This window comes from Mesorhizobium sp. IMUNJ 23033 (genome assembly GCF_044778005.1).
GTDB classification, from domain to species: domain Bacteria; phylum Pseudomonadota; class Alphaproteobacteria; order Rhizobiales; family Rhizobiaceae; genus Mesorhizobium; species Mesorhizobium amorphae_A.
This window is the reverse complement of sequence record NZ_JBJACT010000002.1, coordinates 104,566-119,629: the sequence shown is the minus strand read 5'-3', so window position 1 is coordinate 119,629 and position 15,064 is coordinate 104,566. Positions and strand designations below refer to the sequence as shown.

The 15,064-nt window shown below is 64.2% G+C and carries 15 protein-coding genes; 7 read left to right on the top strand and 8 right to left on the bottom strand.

The window, feature by feature from the left end; genetic code table 11:
• Positions 1 to 73 precede the first annotated feature (73 nt).
• Together ACFX5Q_RS03865 and ACFX5Q_RS03860 are read left to right on the top strand one after the other, a co-directional pair.
• Complete coding sequence (locus ACFX5Q_RS03865; RefSeq protein ID WP_404275511.1) at positions 74 to 1,099, top strand: LacI family DNA-binding transcriptional regulator; 1,026 nt, start codon at positions 74 to 76, stop codon at positions 1,097 to 1,099.
• 322 nt (positions 1,100 to 1,421) lie between these two features.
• On the top strand, positions 1,422 to 2,888 hold the full coding sequence (locus ACFX5Q_RS03860) for an esterase-like activity of phytase family protein (protein WP_404275509.1): 1,467 nt from the start codon (positions 1,422 to 1,424) through the stop codon (positions 2,886 to 2,888).
• 79 nt (positions 2,889 to 2,967) lie between these two features.
• On the opposite strand, the gene ACFX5Q_RS03855 is transcribed toward ACFX5Q_RS03860, so the two are convergent.
• Complete coding sequence (locus ACFX5Q_RS03855) at positions 2,968 to 3,762, bottom strand: L,D-transpeptidase (RefSeq protein ID WP_404275507.1); 795 nt, start codon at positions 3,760 to 3,762, stop codon at positions 2,968 to 2,970.
• Between the two features lie 317 nt (positions 3,763 to 4,079).
• Here ACFX5Q_RS03855 and ACFX5Q_RS03850 point away from each other — a divergent pair, with 317 nt between their 5' ends.
• Positions 4,080 to 5,552, top strand: coding sequence for an MATE family efflux transporter (locus ACFX5Q_RS03850; RefSeq protein WP_404275506.1), 1,473 nt, complete (start codon positions 4,080 to 4,082; stop codon positions 5,550 to 5,552).
• A gap of 3 nt (positions 5,553 to 5,555) precedes the next feature.
• On the opposite strand, the gene ACFX5Q_RS03845 is transcribed toward ACFX5Q_RS03850, so the two are convergent.
• A complete protein-coding gene (locus ACFX5Q_RS03845; RefSeq protein ID WP_404275504.1) occupies positions 5,556 to 6,743 on the bottom strand; it encodes an MFS transporter in 1,188 nt (395 codons plus the stop codon).
• A gap of 206 nt (positions 6,744 to 6,949) precedes the next feature.
• Positions 6,950 to 7,231, bottom strand: a complete 282-nt coding sequence (locus ACFX5Q_RS03840; protein WP_192180865.1) for a hypothetical protein — start codon at positions 7,229 to 7,231, stop codon at positions 6,950 to 6,952.
• Between the two features lie 133 nt (positions 7,232 to 7,364).
• Between ACFX5Q_RS03840 and ACFX5Q_RS03835 the strand changes: the two genes are divergently transcribed.
• Complete coding sequence (locus tag ACFX5Q_RS03835; protein WP_404275502.1) at positions 7,365 to 8,231, top strand: SDR family NAD(P)-dependent oxidoreductase; 867 nt, start codon at positions 7,365 to 7,367, stop codon at positions 8,229 to 8,231.
• A gap of 3 nt (positions 8,232 to 8,234) precedes the next feature.
• Here ACFX5Q_RS03835 and ACFX5Q_RS03830 read toward each other — a convergent pair whose 3' ends face one another.
• The 3 genes from ACFX5Q_RS03830 to ACFX5Q_RS03820 all read right to left on the bottom strand — a co-directional run bounded on the left by ACFX5Q_RS03830 (position 8,235) and on the right by ACFX5Q_RS03820 (position 9,995).
• On the bottom strand, positions 8,235 to 8,663 hold the full coding sequence (locus tag ACFX5Q_RS03830; protein WP_404275501.1) for a low affinity iron permease family protein: 429 nt from the start codon (positions 8,661 to 8,663) through the stop codon (positions 8,235 to 8,237).
• 132 nt (positions 8,664 to 8,795) lie between these two features.
• Positions 8,796 to 9,437 carry a DapH/DapD/GlmU-related protein gene (locus ACFX5Q_RS03825; protein WP_404275499.1) on the bottom strand — a complete coding sequence of 214 codons (642 nt, stop codon included), beginning with the start codon at positions 9,435 to 9,437 and terminating at the stop codon, positions 8,796 to 8,798.
• A gap of 69 nt (positions 9,438 to 9,506) precedes the next feature.
• Positions 9,507 to 9,995: a CreA family protein gene (locus ACFX5Q_RS03820; RefSeq protein WP_006204882.1), complete on the bottom strand. Its 489-nt coding sequence runs from the start codon at positions 9,993 to 9,995 to the stop codon at positions 9,507 to 9,509.
• Positions 9,996 to 10,200: 205 nt separating this feature from the next.
• On the opposite strand from ACFX5Q_RS03820, the gene ACFX5Q_RS03815 reads away from it, so the two are divergent.
• The 3 genes from ACFX5Q_RS03815 (at position 10,201) to ACFX5Q_RS03805 (ending at position 13,700) form a co-directional block, all read left to right on the top strand.
• The gene (locus ACFX5Q_RS03815) at positions 10,201 to 10,776 is read left to right on the top strand and encodes an SCO family protein (protein WP_282595050.1); all 576 of its coding nucleotides are present in this window, start codon (positions 10,201 to 10,203) and stop codon (positions 10,774 to 10,776) included.
• Positions 10,777 to 10,841: 65 nt separating this feature from the next.
• The gene (locus ACFX5Q_RS03810; protein WP_404275497.1) at positions 10,842 to 11,714 is read left to right on the top strand and encodes a 50S ribosomal protein L11 methyltransferase; all 873 of its coding nucleotides are present in this window, start codon (positions 10,842 to 10,844) and stop codon (positions 11,712 to 11,714) included.
• Positions 11,715 to 11,855: 141 nt separating this feature from the next.
• Positions 11,856 to 13,700 (top strand): aminopeptidase P family protein, encoded by a 1,845-nt coding sequence (locus tag ACFX5Q_RS03805; protein ID WP_404275496.1) that lies wholly within the window; start codon positions 11,856 to 11,858, stop codon positions 13,698 to 13,700.
• 250 nt (positions 13,701 to 13,950) lie between these two features.
• On the opposite strand, the gene ACFX5Q_RS03800 is transcribed toward ACFX5Q_RS03805, so the two are convergent.
• Together ACFX5Q_RS03800 and ACFX5Q_RS03795 are read right to left on the bottom strand one after the other, a co-directional pair.
• A complete protein-coding gene (locus tag ACFX5Q_RS03800; RefSeq protein WP_192180859.1) occupies positions 13,951 to 14,247 on the bottom strand; it encodes an AzlD family protein in 297 nt (98 codons plus the stop codon).
• Positions 14,244 to 14,972 (bottom strand): AzlC family ABC transporter permease, encoded by a 729-nt coding sequence (locus ACFX5Q_RS03795; RefSeq protein ID WP_404275494.1) that lies wholly within the window; start codon positions 14,970 to 14,972, stop codon positions 14,244 to 14,246. Before ACFX5Q_RS03795 ends, ACFX5Q_RS03800 begins: the two co-directional genes overlap by 4 nt.
• Positions 14,973 to 15,064: the final 92 nt, after the last annotated feature.

The following is a 15,064-nucleotide window of genomic DNA, read 5'->3' as shown; positions in this document are numbered from 1 at the left end:
CTCGTGAAAATCGTCATCAACCGCCTTGGCCTGAGCGGCGGCCAGTGCTAGCGAAAGTCGGGGGAGAAAGTCTTTGGCGTCCAGTATCCACGACCTTGCACGTCACCTGAACATATCGATCGGCACCGTGTCGCGGGCGCTCAACGGCCGCGCCGACGTCAACGCCGACACGCGCCAGCGCGTGCTCGAAGCGGCCAAGAAGCTGAACTATTCGCCGAACCAGTCCGGCCGCAGTCTGCGCCGCGGCTCGACCCATTCTATCGCCTTCATGCTGCAGCCGCATCCGGGCGACCAGCAATATGGCGAACCCTTTTTCATTCCGTTCCTGACCGGCTTGCAGGCAAGGCTCGCCGAAAGCGGCCTCGACCTGATCGTGGTGATGGGCGCGCCGGGCGACTATCAGCAGGAGCGCCTGCGCCGTGTCGTCGAGACGCGCCGCGCCGACGCCGTGGTGCTGGCCTGGACACGGCGCGAGGACGAGCGCATCGACTATCTGACCCAGGCCGGCTTCCCCTTCGCCACGCTCGGCCGCAGCCGCTCCGGCGGCACCGCCTACCCCTCGCTCGACCTCGATTTCGAAAAGGCCGGCGCCGACGCGGTCGACCGGCTGGTAGCGCGCGGCCACCGCCGCATCGCCGCCATCCGCCCGTCTCTCGACCTCAATTTCGGCTACCTGTTCCTCGACGGCTATCGCAAGGCGTTGCAAAAGCACGGCATCGAAGTCGATCCCGGCCTGATCGCCGACGGTTTCATCAACGAGGCCGGCGGCTACGAAGTGATACCGCAGGTCATGCGCGCCAAGAATCCGCCGACCGCCATCATCTTCAACAATGACGCCATGGCGCTCGGCGGCTGCAAGGCGCTGGCCGAGATGGGCATCAGGCCCGGCCACGACATCGCTGTAATCGTCATCGTCGACACCCCGCTCTGCCGCTATTTCTCGCCGGCGCTGACCGCCTTCCGCCCGTCGCTGGAGCCGATGGGACAAAGGCTGGCCGAAATGCTGCTGGCCTCGCTTCCCACCTTCGCCGGTGAGGAAGGCCCGCGCATCATGCGCGAGGTCTGGCCGCTGGAGCTGATCGCGCGGGAGAGTGATTGACGGGAGAACGCCTCTTCCTTCTCCCCTTGTGGGAGAAGGTGGATCGGCGCGCAGTGCCGAGACGGATGAGGGGTGCCGGAAGAAACGCAGCGTAAGAAGATCGAGGGATTTAAGCGGTTAGTTCTCCAACGTAGAGATCCTTCCAACACCCCTCATCCGACCGAGCTTCGCTCGGCCACCTTCTCCCACAGGGGGAGAAGGGAAGAAATGGCGCCTGTCACGCAAGTATCATGTTCGCGTCCTAGACCGCTTGGCGGAAAGGCGCTGGAGGCAAAGTCAATGCGACGCCTGCTCCGGGCTGCTTTGTCACAAGGGGATATCCATGAAACATCTCAGCCGAACCGTCGCGCTTGGCGCGGCACTTGCTCTGTTCACCGCCTTGACGCCGGCGCTCGCTGATGGCGTCGCCTATGTCAACAAGGGGCTGGTCGGCGTCGGCCGTATCCCGGCCAACCTGAAGGACAAGTTCGGCGAGACCTTCGGCTCCGGCTCCGGGATGGCGATCGACGTCAAGGGCTGGATGCGTGACGCGAACGGCTACAAGGGATCGCTCTGGCTGCTGCCGGATCGCGGCTACAATGTCGTCGGCACCACCGACTATCGGGCCCGCCTCAACACGATTTCGATCGAGCTTGCCCCGACGGCTCCGGGCGCGGCACCCGCCACCGGACAGGAACAGTCCGGCGTCAAGGCGACGCTTGCCGACACCATGCTGCTGACCGACGACAAGGGCACTGATGCCACCGGCCTCGATCCGCTGAACGGCGTGCGGGCAGCAAGCGGCGACATGCCGATCCTGCCGCAGGCCGACAACGGCAAGCTGGCGCTCGACAACGAGGCGATCGTGCGCCTGCCCGACGGCACCATGTTCATCTCCGACGAATATGGCCCCAACATCTACCGCTTCTCGGCCGATGGCCATTTGATGTCGGCGACGCAGCCGCCGGTAGCCCTCGTGCCGATGCGCCACGGCACGCCGAACTTCGCCTCGGACAATCCGGGCCCCGGTGCCGCCGAGCCCGATCCGAAGGATCCCGAGACCGGCCGCCACAACAACCAGGGCCTCGAAGGCATGGCGATCACCCCGGACGGCAAGTTCCTGATTGCCGTGCTGCAGTCGGCGCCGCGCCAGGATGGCGGCGATTCCGGTTCAACCCGCCAGAACACCAGGGCGCTGGTCTATGACGCCTCCGACCTTGCCCATCTCAAGCTGGCGCATGAATATGTCGTGCCGCTGCCGGTGTTCAAGGATGCAAAGGACAAGACCAAGGTCGCGGCGCAGAGCGAGATCGTGGCGCTGTCCGACAAGACCTTCCTGATGCTGACCCGCGACAGCGGCAACGGCCAGGGCCTGAAGGGCGATGAGTCGCTCTTGCGCAAGATCAATGTCGTCGATCTTTCGGCGGCGACCGACATCTCCGGCGGCCCCTTCGACGCCGCCGACAAGCCGGTGGCGCCCAAGGGCGTGCTCGACCCGTCTGTGACGCCGGCCAAGCTGACGCCGTTCATCGACATCAACGACAAGGCCCAGCTTGGCCGCTTCGGCCTGCACAATGGCAAGCCCAACGACAAGAACAACCTCTCGGAGAAGTGGGAAGCGATGTCGCTGGTCAGCGTGCTCGATCCCAAGCTGCCCGACGACTATTTCCTGTTCGTCGCCAACGACAACGACTTCCTGACCCAGGACGGCTTCCAGGTCGGCGCGCCCTACAAGGCCGAGGATGGCGCCGATGTCGACACCATGTTCCTGGTCTACCAGGTCACGCTGCCGAACCTCGCCACGAACTAGCTCCGGATTTGGAGGCGGACGTGTTTAGCGCGTCCGCCTTCAAGCCGTTTGTCGACGACCACGAGTGCCGTGAAGGCACTTACTTCAAGATCTCGGCGTCCCTTGGCACGCCCGCATCGATAGGCTCGGCGGTCCTGTTCGACACGGCGGTGAGTTTGCCGGCGGGCGACAGGTTCGGGCGCACGAAGACCTGCGCGACGCCGTTGACGCGGCTGTAGAGGTCGATGATGTCCTGGTTCATGAAGCGGACACAGCCCGACGAAGCGTTCTTGCCGATGGAATCCCACTCCGGCGTGCCATGCAGCCGGTACATCGTGTCCTTACCGTCGTGGAAGAGATAGAGCGCCCGGGCGCCCAGCGGGCTCTGCGGGCCGGGCGGCATGCCGTCCTTGTATTTCGCCAATTCCGGCCGGCGCTGGATCATTTCCGGCGGCGGCGTCCAGACCGGCCACTTCTTCCGCGCCTGAACCACGGCGCTGCCGGTCCATCCGAAACCGGCCTTGCCGAGGCTGATGCCATAGCGGATGGCCTCGCCGCCGTCGCGTACTAGGTAGAGGAAGTGCTCGGAGGTATCGACGACGATCGTGCCGGGTTTTTCTCCGGTGGGGTCGGACACGATCTGGCGTACGAACTTCGGATCGAGCTTGTCTACCGGGATTGCCGGCAGCTGATAGCCCTCGTCGACGCGTGCCGCATACATGCTTGCGGCAGCGCCGAAAGCCGACTCGCTTGGCGGCGGCGGCGCTGCCACTGGCGGCGTCACCACCTCCGTCGTGGTGCATGCCGAAAGGGCCACCGAGGCCGCACTCAAAGCGGATGCACCGAGAAACGCGCGCCGGTTCAGGCGCTCAAGAAACAGCGGACTATCGGACATGATCCCCCCGGTTACCCCATAAGATATCTATAAAAGTGCGGCCCCTCGCACCCAGGACCAATATCCCATTCCGCAAGCTTTGAGAACATGACTGGCTCAAGGCACGCCAGAGCATGATGCCGAAAGGTGTGAAGCGGTTTTCGGGTGACATCATGCTCTATCTCTTTGATTTAGAGACGGATTCAGATTTCAGGTCGATTCGACCTGAAATCATCCGGCTCTAGGCGGAATTTTCCGACGCCGCATCGACCTGTCCCGCTAAATCGGCGATCATCACGGACTGGACTCAAAGACGAGCCTTCGCCGAGCAGCTCACCATGGACGAGAATATGCCTGGCCGCCGGCGCCCTGCCGATCTCACCAGCGGCCCGATCCCGCGCACATTGCTCTTGTTCGCCTTGCCGGTGCTGGGCTCCAACGTGCTGCAATCGCTCAACGGTTCGATCAACGCCGTCTGGGTCGGCCGCTTCCTCGGCGAGGCAGCTCTTACCGCAACCTCCAATGCCAATCTGGTGCTGTTCCTGATCCTCGGCACGGTGTTCGGCATCGGCATGGCGGCCACCATCCTGGTCGCGCAATCGGTGGGTGCCCGCGACCTTGCCGAGGCGCGGCGCATCGTCGGCACCAGCGCCACCTTCTTCTTCCTCATCTCGGTGTTGTTGGCGGTCTGCGGCTGGGTCTGGGTCGACGCCATCCTCAACACGTTGGGAACGCCGGCCGACGCCTTGCCGCTCGCCCGTTCCTATCTGCGCATCATCTTCGTCGCCGTGCCGATGATGAACCTCTTGTCCTTCGTCATGACGGTGCTGCGCGGCGCCGGCGATTCGCGCACGCCCTTCTCTTTCATGGCGCTGGCCGTCATGCTCGACATCGTCTTGAACCCGCTGCTCATCCGCGGCATCGGCCCCTTCCCCGAACTCGGCATTGCCGGCTCGGCCACGGCAACGCTGATCGGCCAGACGGTGAGTGTGATCGCCATCCTCGTCGTGCTCTATGCGCGCAAACATCCGCTGCGACTGGCCGGCGCCAATCTCGCTCTGCTGCGGCCGGATCCGGCGCTGCTCAGGATCGTCGTTTTCAAGGGCGTGCCGATGGGCCTGCAGATGATCGTCATCTCGGCGGCGGCGCTGACGGTGATGGGCATCGTCAATTCCTACGGCTCGCAGGTCGCCGCCGCCTATGGCATCGCCGCGCAGCTCTGGACCTATATCCAGATGCCGGCCTTGGCTATCGGCGCCGCCGTCTCCTCAATGGCGGCCCAAAATGTCGGCGCCGGGCGCTGGGACCGCATCGGCCGTATCGCCGCCTCCGGCGTCGGCTTCAACCTCGTGCTGACCGGCGCGCTGGTCTACCTGCTGTTCCTTTTCGACCGGTCGATCCTCAGCCTGTTCCTCAGCACCGACAGCGCGGCAATCGACATCGCCGCCCATATCAACAATGTCGCGTCCTGGTCCTTCATCCTGTTCGGCGTCACCATCGTGCTGTTCGCCACGGTGCGCGCCACCGGTGCGGTGATGCCGCCGCTGATCATCCTGGTGATCTCGGTGCTGATCGTGCGCATCGGCTTTGCCTACTTTTTCCGGAGCGTCATTGGCGAGGAAGCGCTGTGGTGGAGCTTTCCGGCCGGCTCGATCACCTCGCTGGCGCTCGCCGCCGCCTACTACCGTTTCGGCGGCTGGCGAACCATGCACATGATCGAGAACAGGCCGGCTGCCGGCGAACCGCCGGACACCGGCCTCGGCGTGCCGCGCCAGCGCGCAAACATGGCACCGGAGACGCCGAACGGCTGATGCTCAGCGCGCGTATTTTGCGCCAAACCCCAGCGCCACCAGTGAGAAGATGGTGATCATGCCTGCGAAGGCGAGGCTTGCCGTCGTGGCACTTGTCCAGCTCGACAGAAGGCCGATGCCGATGACCGGCAGCGCGTTGCCGCAGAAGCAGCAGATGAAGAAGGCGGACACCACTTCGGCGCGGCGGTCGGCGGGCGCGATCTGGTTCACCACTTGCAGGCCGCCGCGATAGCCGAGCGCCGCCGCCACGCCGCAGCAAGCCGTCGCTGCAATCATGATGGGCATGGATGCGAAGAATTGCGCGGCGACGACCAAGGCGACCGTCGGGATCATCAGCACCAGCGCTGCCAGCATGGTGGCGCGGCTCGAAAACCGCGTCGTCGCCAGGATGGTTGCCGCAGCCACGATCGACAACTCGAAAAACAGTGCGCCAGCCTCGGCATGGCTGGTCGCATGCAGCTGCTGTGCCAGGATGCTGGGCGCCAGAGCTGCATAGAAGCCAACCAGCGCCATGGCGCCGAAGCCGGTCACCGCGGGTGCCACGAAGCGCGCGCGGATGGCGCCGGGAACGGAGAGGCGTGGCTGCATGGAGACATCGGCAAGTCGTCCGTGGCGCGCAACGGTCTCGCGCGTGCGCCAGATCAGCACAGTGACCACGGCGAGCACCGCCAGGTAGACGGCGAATGTCAGCCTCAGCGGCCATGGCGCGTATTCGGCCAGCAATCCCGACGCCAGCGCGCCGAGGCCAAGGCCGACGAAATTGGTGCTGGTGGCGATCGTGGCGGCGCGTGATTTATCGTCGCCGGCAATCAGCTCAGCAAGCCAGGCAGTGCCGGTTCCCGCGCCGATACCTATGCCGAGGCCGCTCAGTATCCGGGCCACATCGAGCCAGGCGACATTCTCGGCGAGCAGAAACAACAATGCGCTGACCACCGCAATCGCCATTGACGCCAGCGCGGCAGGACGGCGGCCAATGACGTCGGACAATCGTCCGAACACCAGCAGTGCTCCGAGATTGCCGACCACATAGACGGCATAGACCAGTGTCAGCGTGATCTGCGAGAAACCAAAGGCCTGCTTGTAGATGACGTAAAGCGGCGTCAGTGCCGTGCTGCCAGCAAAAAGCACCGCGATCATTGTAGCGACAACGGCGATTGCAGCGCCACCGCCGAGTTCGTTGTCTCTCGTCATGGTTTCAGCGTGGATGGTCTTTTCGACCTCTGCTTTTGCATTTTTGGGGATACTCGCCTAACGCCTATTTGGGGATCGCCGTTCCCCTTGCCGAACGCGCTCCTGACAATTTTGGCAGCATGGCGGCGTCGCCATATACGTGGCGGTGGCGGTGATCTGGTTCGTGCCGGACAGGCGCTTCGAAAGGCTGGTCGAACAAGCAGCCGCTATTTGCGCATCGCCTTCAGCTTTTCGGCGACCGACGCGGCAAGGTCGGCATAGCGCTCTTCCAGCCGTTCGGCCGCCTTGATGATCGGGAAATCATGGCCGAATTTCTCCAGCGCCATGCGCAGTTTCTCGACGAACTCGGCCTGTTTTTCCAGCGCCGAAAACAGCGTCTTCACCTGCGCTTCGCTGATGTCGGGATTGGCAAGCATCTGCGGCACCTCCCGGCCCATCTGGTCGCCGGTGGCGGTCTGCTCCTTCAGGATCTCGATCCAGTCGGTCAATCGGCAAATCCTTCCTCTGTTCGCGCAACATGCGCAGCGCGTGCCAATATGGTCAACCCGAAGACGTCGAACCGGACTTGCCTGGGGCGCATCGGACGCTAAGTTCGGCGCAACCCCGAACAAGGAAAAAATCATGACCAGCGATGCCGAAATCCAGACCGCTTTGCCCGCCCTCGCCTCCGGCAACGTCGCCGTCATCACCGGCAGCGCCAGCGGCATCGGCCTTGCCGCGGCCAAGCGGCTGGCAGCCATGGGCATGAAGATCGTGCTCGCCGACATCGGCGGCGCGCGCCTTGACGCGGCCGCCCGCGCGGTCGCCACGATCGCCGGCGAGGATGGCGTGCTCGCCGTCGCCACCGACGTCGCCAAGGCGGACGAGGTCGACCGGCTGGCGCAAAAGGCGCACAGCGCCTTCGGCGGCGTGTCGCTGCTGATGAATAATGCCGGCGTCGGCGACAATCCGGGAAAACCCTGGGAAAACCGCGATGCCTGGAAGCGGCTGCTCGACATCAATTTCTGGGGCGTCGTCCACGGCGTCGAGGCCTTCGCGCCGGCTATGCTGGCATCGGGCAAGCCTGGCCTCATCGTCAACACGGGCTCCAAGCAAGGCATCACCACGCCGCCCGGCAACCTCGCCTACAACGTCTCCAAATCAGGCGTGAAGACTTTCACCGAGGGCCTCGCGCATGCCCTGCGCAACGAGCCAGGCGCAAAGGTCTCGGCCCATCTGCTCATCCCCGGCTTCACCTTTACCGGCCTGACCGAAGGCGCGGTGGAAAAACCCGCCGGCGCCTGGACCGGCGAGCAGGTCATCGATTTCATGCTGGCATCGCTGCTGCATGGCGATTTCTATATCCTTTGCCCGGACAACGAAGTCGCGCGGCCGACGGACGAAAAGCGCATGGCCTGGGCGATTGGCGACATCATCGAAAACCGCCCTGCTCTGTCGCGCTGGCACCCGGACCACAAGGACGCCTTCGCGGCATTCATGAACGACTGACAATCACGCGGCCTGGCCCTTGGCGCCGCGCTTCTGGGCCACCGCCTTCCTGGCGGCCATGTCGGCGATCTTCTTGTCATGCCGCTTTGCCGCCTGTTCGCATTTGGCGCGGATCTCCTCGACCTCGGTTTCGGTCAGATGCTCGATACCGATGAAGGTGTTGTGAGCCCGGCCGACCCGGATCAACTCGTCGAGCTTGGCCTGGATCGCCGCGCCGTCGCGGTTCTGGGTGTTCTGGATCAGGAACACCATCAGGAAGGTGACGATCGTGGTGCCGGTGTTGATGATCAGTTGCCAGGTGTCGGAAAAGCCGAAGATCGGCCCGGTCACCGCCCAGGCGACGATGATCAGGCAGCAGGCGGCAAATGTCAGCGGCAAGCCGGCAAGGTGCGCGACCTTGTTGGCGATGCTGGTAAAAAGCTTCTCGAACATCGGCAATCCCCAAATGACGGCGACGAGATGATCCCAAGGGATCATCTCGCACCGGGAGAAACAACCACGGCGGCTCCGGGTTCCCTCCAACAAGGGTATTTCGTGAACGCGGCGTACGCGCCTGCGCGAGATTCAGGGAATGTCGTTTTCCCAGCGATCGAGGAAAGCCTCGATCGGCATCGCCTGCATGTCGGGGACCGCCTTGGCTAGTTTTTCCGGCGCCCAGTCCCACCACGCCAGGCTTTCGATCCGCGCCGCAATGTCGGCGCCGAAGCGCTGGCGCAGCGGTTTCGCCGGAACGCCGGCGACGATCGCATAGGCCGGCACATCGCGCGTCACCACCGCGTTGGCGCCGACAATCGCGCCATTGCCGATCGTCAGGCCCGGCATGATCACCGCGCCGTGGCCGATCCAGACATCGTGGCCGATGCTGACCGACTTTGCCTGGCGCCGCTCGCGGAAGCCCGCATCGACGCCCAGCCAGCGGAAATACTCGTTCGGCCGGTAGCTGATCTTGTGCTGCGTCAGCCGCTCGATGGGATGCTCCAGTGCATTGATGCGGCTGTTGGCGGCAATCGAGCAGAACTTGCCGATCGTCGTGTAGATCGCTTCCGCATGGCGCTCGAAATAGGAGAAGTCGCCGACCGTCACCTCGCGCAGCACGACCCGTTCGCCGATCGAGGCGTAGCGTCCGAGCTTGCACGCCTTCAACTCCGCGGTCGGATGAATGCGCGGTTCCGGGTCTTTCAGGACAAGATTTTCGGCACGGTCCATGTGGCGGCTTTACGCCCGGACGATTGGTCCCGCAAGCGGGACCAATCGTCCGTCAGCTGTTGCCAGGGTCTATTTCGGCTTGCCTTTGGTCCACACCACGTTCTGGCCGTAGAGCGGCACGGTGGTGACGGACATCTTCGCCGAACCATCCTGGACCTGGCGCGAATGCGACAGATAGATCAGCGTCTCGTTGGTCTTGTCGTAGATGCGGTTCACCACCTGCTTCTTCCAGATCAGGCTGATGCCTTGCTTGAAGACTTCCTCGCCGCCTTCGCTCATGTCGATGTCGCCGATGGTGATCGGGCCGGTCTGGCGGCAGGAGATCGAGGAATCCGACGGATCCTCGAACCAGTTGCCCTTCTGCAGGCGGTCGATGACACCGCGATCGAAATAGGAGACGTGGCAGGTGACGCCCTCCACTTTCGGATCCTTGATCGCCTCGACGATGATGTCGTTGCCGAGCCAGTCGACGCCGACCTTGCCCACTTCGTCTGCCGCCGCCACACCGGTGCCGAGGACAAGGCATGCGGCCAGGGCGCCGCCGATCAGTTTTCGCAAATGAGCCTCCTGCGGTTCGCGTTTTGCCGACCTCAGGTGGGACGGGCAGCGGGACTTTGCAAGCAGATCGTGTGTGCGCCGCCTGCCGGTTGCGGCAACGCGACATCTTTGCGTGCGAACGCCAAACCGGTAAGAGTGTTCACCGAACAAGGGCTTTCCGCGCCCATCCGGCGCGTGCCATGACAATCACGACGGACACCCATTGATGATGCGTTCAATACTGGTCGGCATTCTCGTCCTGATGGCGGCGGGCATCGGCTGGCTCACCTTCGACTGGTATCGCGGCCATTATGGCGGCGAGCCGTTCGGCACGCCGTTCACATTGGTCGACCAAAAGGGCGCCCCGATCACCGAAGCAGCGTTCAGGGGTCATCCCAGCGTCGTCTTCTTCGGCTTCACTCATTGCCCGGAAGTGTGCCCGACCACCCTCTTCGAACTGGCCGGCTGGCTGAAGACGATGGGCGACAGCGGCAAGAACCTGAATGCCTATTTCGTGACCGTCGACCCGGAGCGCGACACGCCCGAGGTGATGAACACCTATGTCGGCAATTTCTCCGACCGCATCGTCGGCATCACCGGCGATCCGGACAAGGTCCACGCCATGGCCAAGGGCTTCAGCATCTACTGGAAGAAGGTCGACACCGGCGACGGCGACTACACAATGGACCACACCGCTTCGGTGCTGCTGCTGAACGCCAGGGGCGAATTCTCCGGTACCATCGCCTATGGCGAAAGCGCCGATACCGCCATTGCCAAGCTGAAGCGGCTGGCGGCGGGCTAGAGCATGATCCCGAAAAGTGGGAACCGGTTTTCGGAAAAGATCATGCTCAAGCAAGAAACAATCTCATGACCCAGACGCGGCTCTACTTCACCACCCGCAAGATCGAGGCCGAGCGTATCTTCGCGGCGCTCGAAGTTGCCTTCGAGGACGAGGGCCTGCCGATCGCCGTGCTCGAGGTCGATGAGGATCGTGACATCCACGAAGTGTCGCTCTATGCCGATGGCGACGTCGATGTGGTCGAGGCAAGGGTCAAGGACGTCCTCGCCGGACTCTCTTTGCCGAAACCGATCGAGCGCGAAACGCTCCCCGAAATCGACTGGGTGGCGCGCTCGCTGGAGGGTCTGAAGCCGGTGCGCGCCGGGCGTTTCTTCGTCCATGGCGCGCATGACCGCGACAAGCGCCGCAGCGGCGACCTCGCCATCGAGATCGAGGCCGGCCTTGCCTTCGGCACCGGCCATCACGGCACCACATCCGGCTGCCTGGAAATGCTGGAAAAGGTCGTGCGCCGCGAGCATCCGGCGAATGCGCTCGACCTCGGCACCGGCAGCGCCGTGCTGGCGATCGCGCTGGCAAAACTCGCGCATATTCCGGTGCTGGCGACCGATATCGATCCGGTCGCGGTCAAAGTGGCTGCCGCCAATGCCCGCCTCAACCACGTCAAGGCGCTGGTCGAAACGGTGACGGCGCCGGGCTTCCACCACCCGATCTTTGCTGCGCGCGCGCCCTTCGATCTCATCGTCGCCAACATACTGGCGCGTCCGCTGATGCGGCTGGCGCCGGAAATGGCCAGGCATATATCGTTGGGCGGCTCGATCGTGCTCTCCGGCATTCTCGACCGCCAGCGCGACGCGGTGGTCTCGGCCTATGTCGGCCAGCAGTTCCGCCACGTCAGGACCTTGCACCGCGAAGGCTGGGTGACGATCCATCTCAAGCGGTAGCACCGGAGAACCTGGACCAAATCCAGCCGGTTGTCAGGCAAGCGGCGCTGTAGCAGTTTGCGCCTGCGCAACGCCCCTGCCGGAAATCGATTCCGATCCTTGGGGTCATGCGTTACGCTTGCGGCAAGAGGAGAGGCCACCATGTTCCAGACCTTTGATTCCGCTGGCGATCCGGCTGTCGGCAAGCCGCGTGTGGCGCTGCTGCGCCAATGGCTGGCGGCCAACGGCCTCGACGGTTTCATCGTGCCCCGCGCCGACGAGCATCAGGGCGAGTACGTCGCCGACCGCTCGGCACGGCTGAAATGGCTGACCGGCTTCAGCGGTTCGGCCGGCGCCGCCATCGTGCTCGCCGCCCGCGCCTTCATGTTCGTCGACGGGCGCTACACCCTACAGGTGCGCAGCGAGGTCGATCTCGACATTTTTTCGATCGAGAGCCTCGTCGACAACCCGCCCGCCACCTGGATCAAGGACAATCTCGGCAAGGGTGCCAGGCTTGGTTTCGATCCCTGGCTGCATACGCTGAGCGAGGTCAAGGCGCTGCAAACCTCTGCCGAGCAGTCGGGCGCGGTACTTGTGCCGCTCGAGAAGAACCCGATCGACGTCATCTGGAAGGACCAGCCCGAATCGCCCCGGGCGCCAGTCGAGATCCACCCGATCGGCTTTGCCGGCGAACTGGCTAAGGACAAGCTGGTACGGCTGGCGGCTGCGATCGGCAAGGATGGCGCCACGCATGCCGTGCTGACCGACCCGTCCTCGATCGCCTGGGCCTTCAACATCCGCGGCGGCGACGTGCCGCACACGCCGCTGGCGCTCGGCTTTGCCGTGCTTGCCGCCGACGGTTCGCACCAGCTGTTCATGGACCAGCGCAAGTTCTCGCGCACCGTCGCTGCCTACCTCACCCAGCTTGCCGAATTGCACGAACCCGGCAAGTTCGAGGCGGCCATCGCTGCCCTGGCCAAGGGTGGTGCAAAAATCGCGCTCGACCCGGTGCTGGTGGCGGAGAAGCTGAAGATGCTGGTCGAGGACAATGGCGGCACTGTCGTTGCCGCGCCCGATCCCGCTCGCATTCCGCGCGCCACCAAGAACCAGGCCGAGATCAACGGCAGCCGCGCCGCGCATCGTCGCGACGGCGCCGCCATCGCCAAGCTGCTCTGCTGGCTGGATCGCCAGAAGCCGGGCACGCTCGACGAGATCGCGGTCGTCACCAGGCTTGAGGAGACGCGCCGGCAGACCGGCGAGGAGACGCAGATGCCGCTGCGCGACGTCTCCTTCGACACCATCTCGGGCGCCGGCCCGAACGGCGCCATCATGCATTACCGCGTGGCGCGCGCCACCAGCCGCAAACTCGCCGATGGCGAACTGTTCCTGCTCGATTCCGGCGGGCAATATCAGGATGGCACCACCGACATCACCCGCACCGTGCCGATCGGCGCGCCGACCGAAGAGATGCGCGAGCGCTTCACCCTGGTGCTGAAGGGCATGATCGGCATTTCCATGCTGCGCTTCCCCGCCGGCACGCGCGGCTCCGAGATCGACGCGGTGGCGCGCATGGCGCTGTGGAAGCATGGCTGCGACTTCGCCCACGGCACCGGCCATGGCGTTGGCTCTTATCTGGCGGTGCATGAAGGCCCGCAGCGCATCGCCCGCACCGGCACCGAAAAGCTGCTCGCCGGCATGATGCTCTCCAACGAGCCCGGCTACTACAAGGAAGGCGCCTACGGCATCCGCATCGAGAACCTCGTGCTGGTGACCGCGGCCGAACAGGTAGAGGGCGGCGACATCGCCATGCACGGTTTCGAGACGCTGACGCTGGCGCCGATCGACAAGCGATTGATACGCACCGACCTTTTGACGCGCGACGAACTGCACTGGCTCGACCAGTACCACGCGCGCGTTCTGGCTGAGATCGGCCCGATGCTCGACGGTGAAACGCTGGCCTGGCTGGAGAAGGCGGCGGCACCGCTGCCGCACGACGCGAAGATCTGACGTAGAGGGGCCCAGTATTCAGCTTGGAAGGCTGACGCTGCCCCTCATCCGCCTGCCGGCACCTTCTCCCCGTATAGTGACGGGGAGAAGGGGCTGACTGCAACGTTGGCGCTCTTTTTTTCTGCTACGCAGGCGATTGGCGAAACCATCGACGACGGCGTCTTTCTCCCCGTCACTATACGGGGAGAAATGCCCGGCAGGGCAATGAGGGGCGGCACAGACGGCTCGAAACGGTCGCGCCGGCAGAACTCTACCCGACGAACTGCCGTGCCAGGATCAGCACCGCCGTACCGGCCAAAAACATCGCCATCAGGCCGCCGCGCAGCGACGCCAGCGCAGTGACGATCAGCGCCGCCCATTCGGCGGGCCCGGCGCTAAGTGCGGCCGGCGCGACCAGTGTCGTCAGCACCGCCGCCGGCACCGCGTTCAAGCCCGCCTCGACGCGCGGATGGATGTTTTCGAAGCGCGAGATGACCAGATGCCCGCCGATGCGGGTGAGATAGGTGGCGATCGCGCCGGCGATGATGATCCACAAGGTGGTGCTCATGGCCGTTCCCCCACGCCGCTATGGTGCGGCGGCAGGATGACCGCCAACAGCATGCCGGCGACCGCGCCGATGGAAACGTGCCAGGGCGAACCCACTGTCTTGTAGGCGATGATCGAGGCAACGGCGCTGGCCATGACCACAGGCAGCCAGAGCGGCCGCTTGCGAAAACCAAGCACCAGGCCGAGGAAATAGATCGGCAGCAGGAAGTCGATGCCCAGCGCATGGGTGTCGGGAATGAGCTTGCCGAACACCGCGCCGAGCGCGCTTTCGACCACCCAGAACACATAGACCGGCAGGCCAAGCCCCAGATACCAGACAAAGCCGACCGTCTTGCCGGACGCCGCCCTGGCCTCGGCCACGGCGTATTGCGGATCGGTCATAATGAAATAGCCGAGCGCCTGCTGGATCACAGGCCAATGGGAGATACGGCGGCCGAGGCCGGCGGAATAGAGCACATGGCGAAAATTGACGGCGAAGATCGACAGCACGATCAGCCAGGGCGCGACATGCTGCCCGAACAGTTCGATGCCGACCATCTGGCTGGCGCCGCCGAAGACCAGGGCGCTCATCAGGAAGGCCTCGAGCACGGAAAACCCGTTGTCGACGGCAATCGCCCCGAACAGCAAGGCAAACGGCGCCGACGCCACCACGACCGGCATCGAGAGCCGCACGCCGTCCCAGAAATCGCTTTTTGCGCTGCCCTCGGAGATCGCTTCCACAGCCATCGACCACTCCTGCCAGAACGGTGGTATGTAGGGAGAGCCGGCTTTCTTGTCACACCAATTCGCTTGAGCCAATCGATCAGCGGAAATGATCG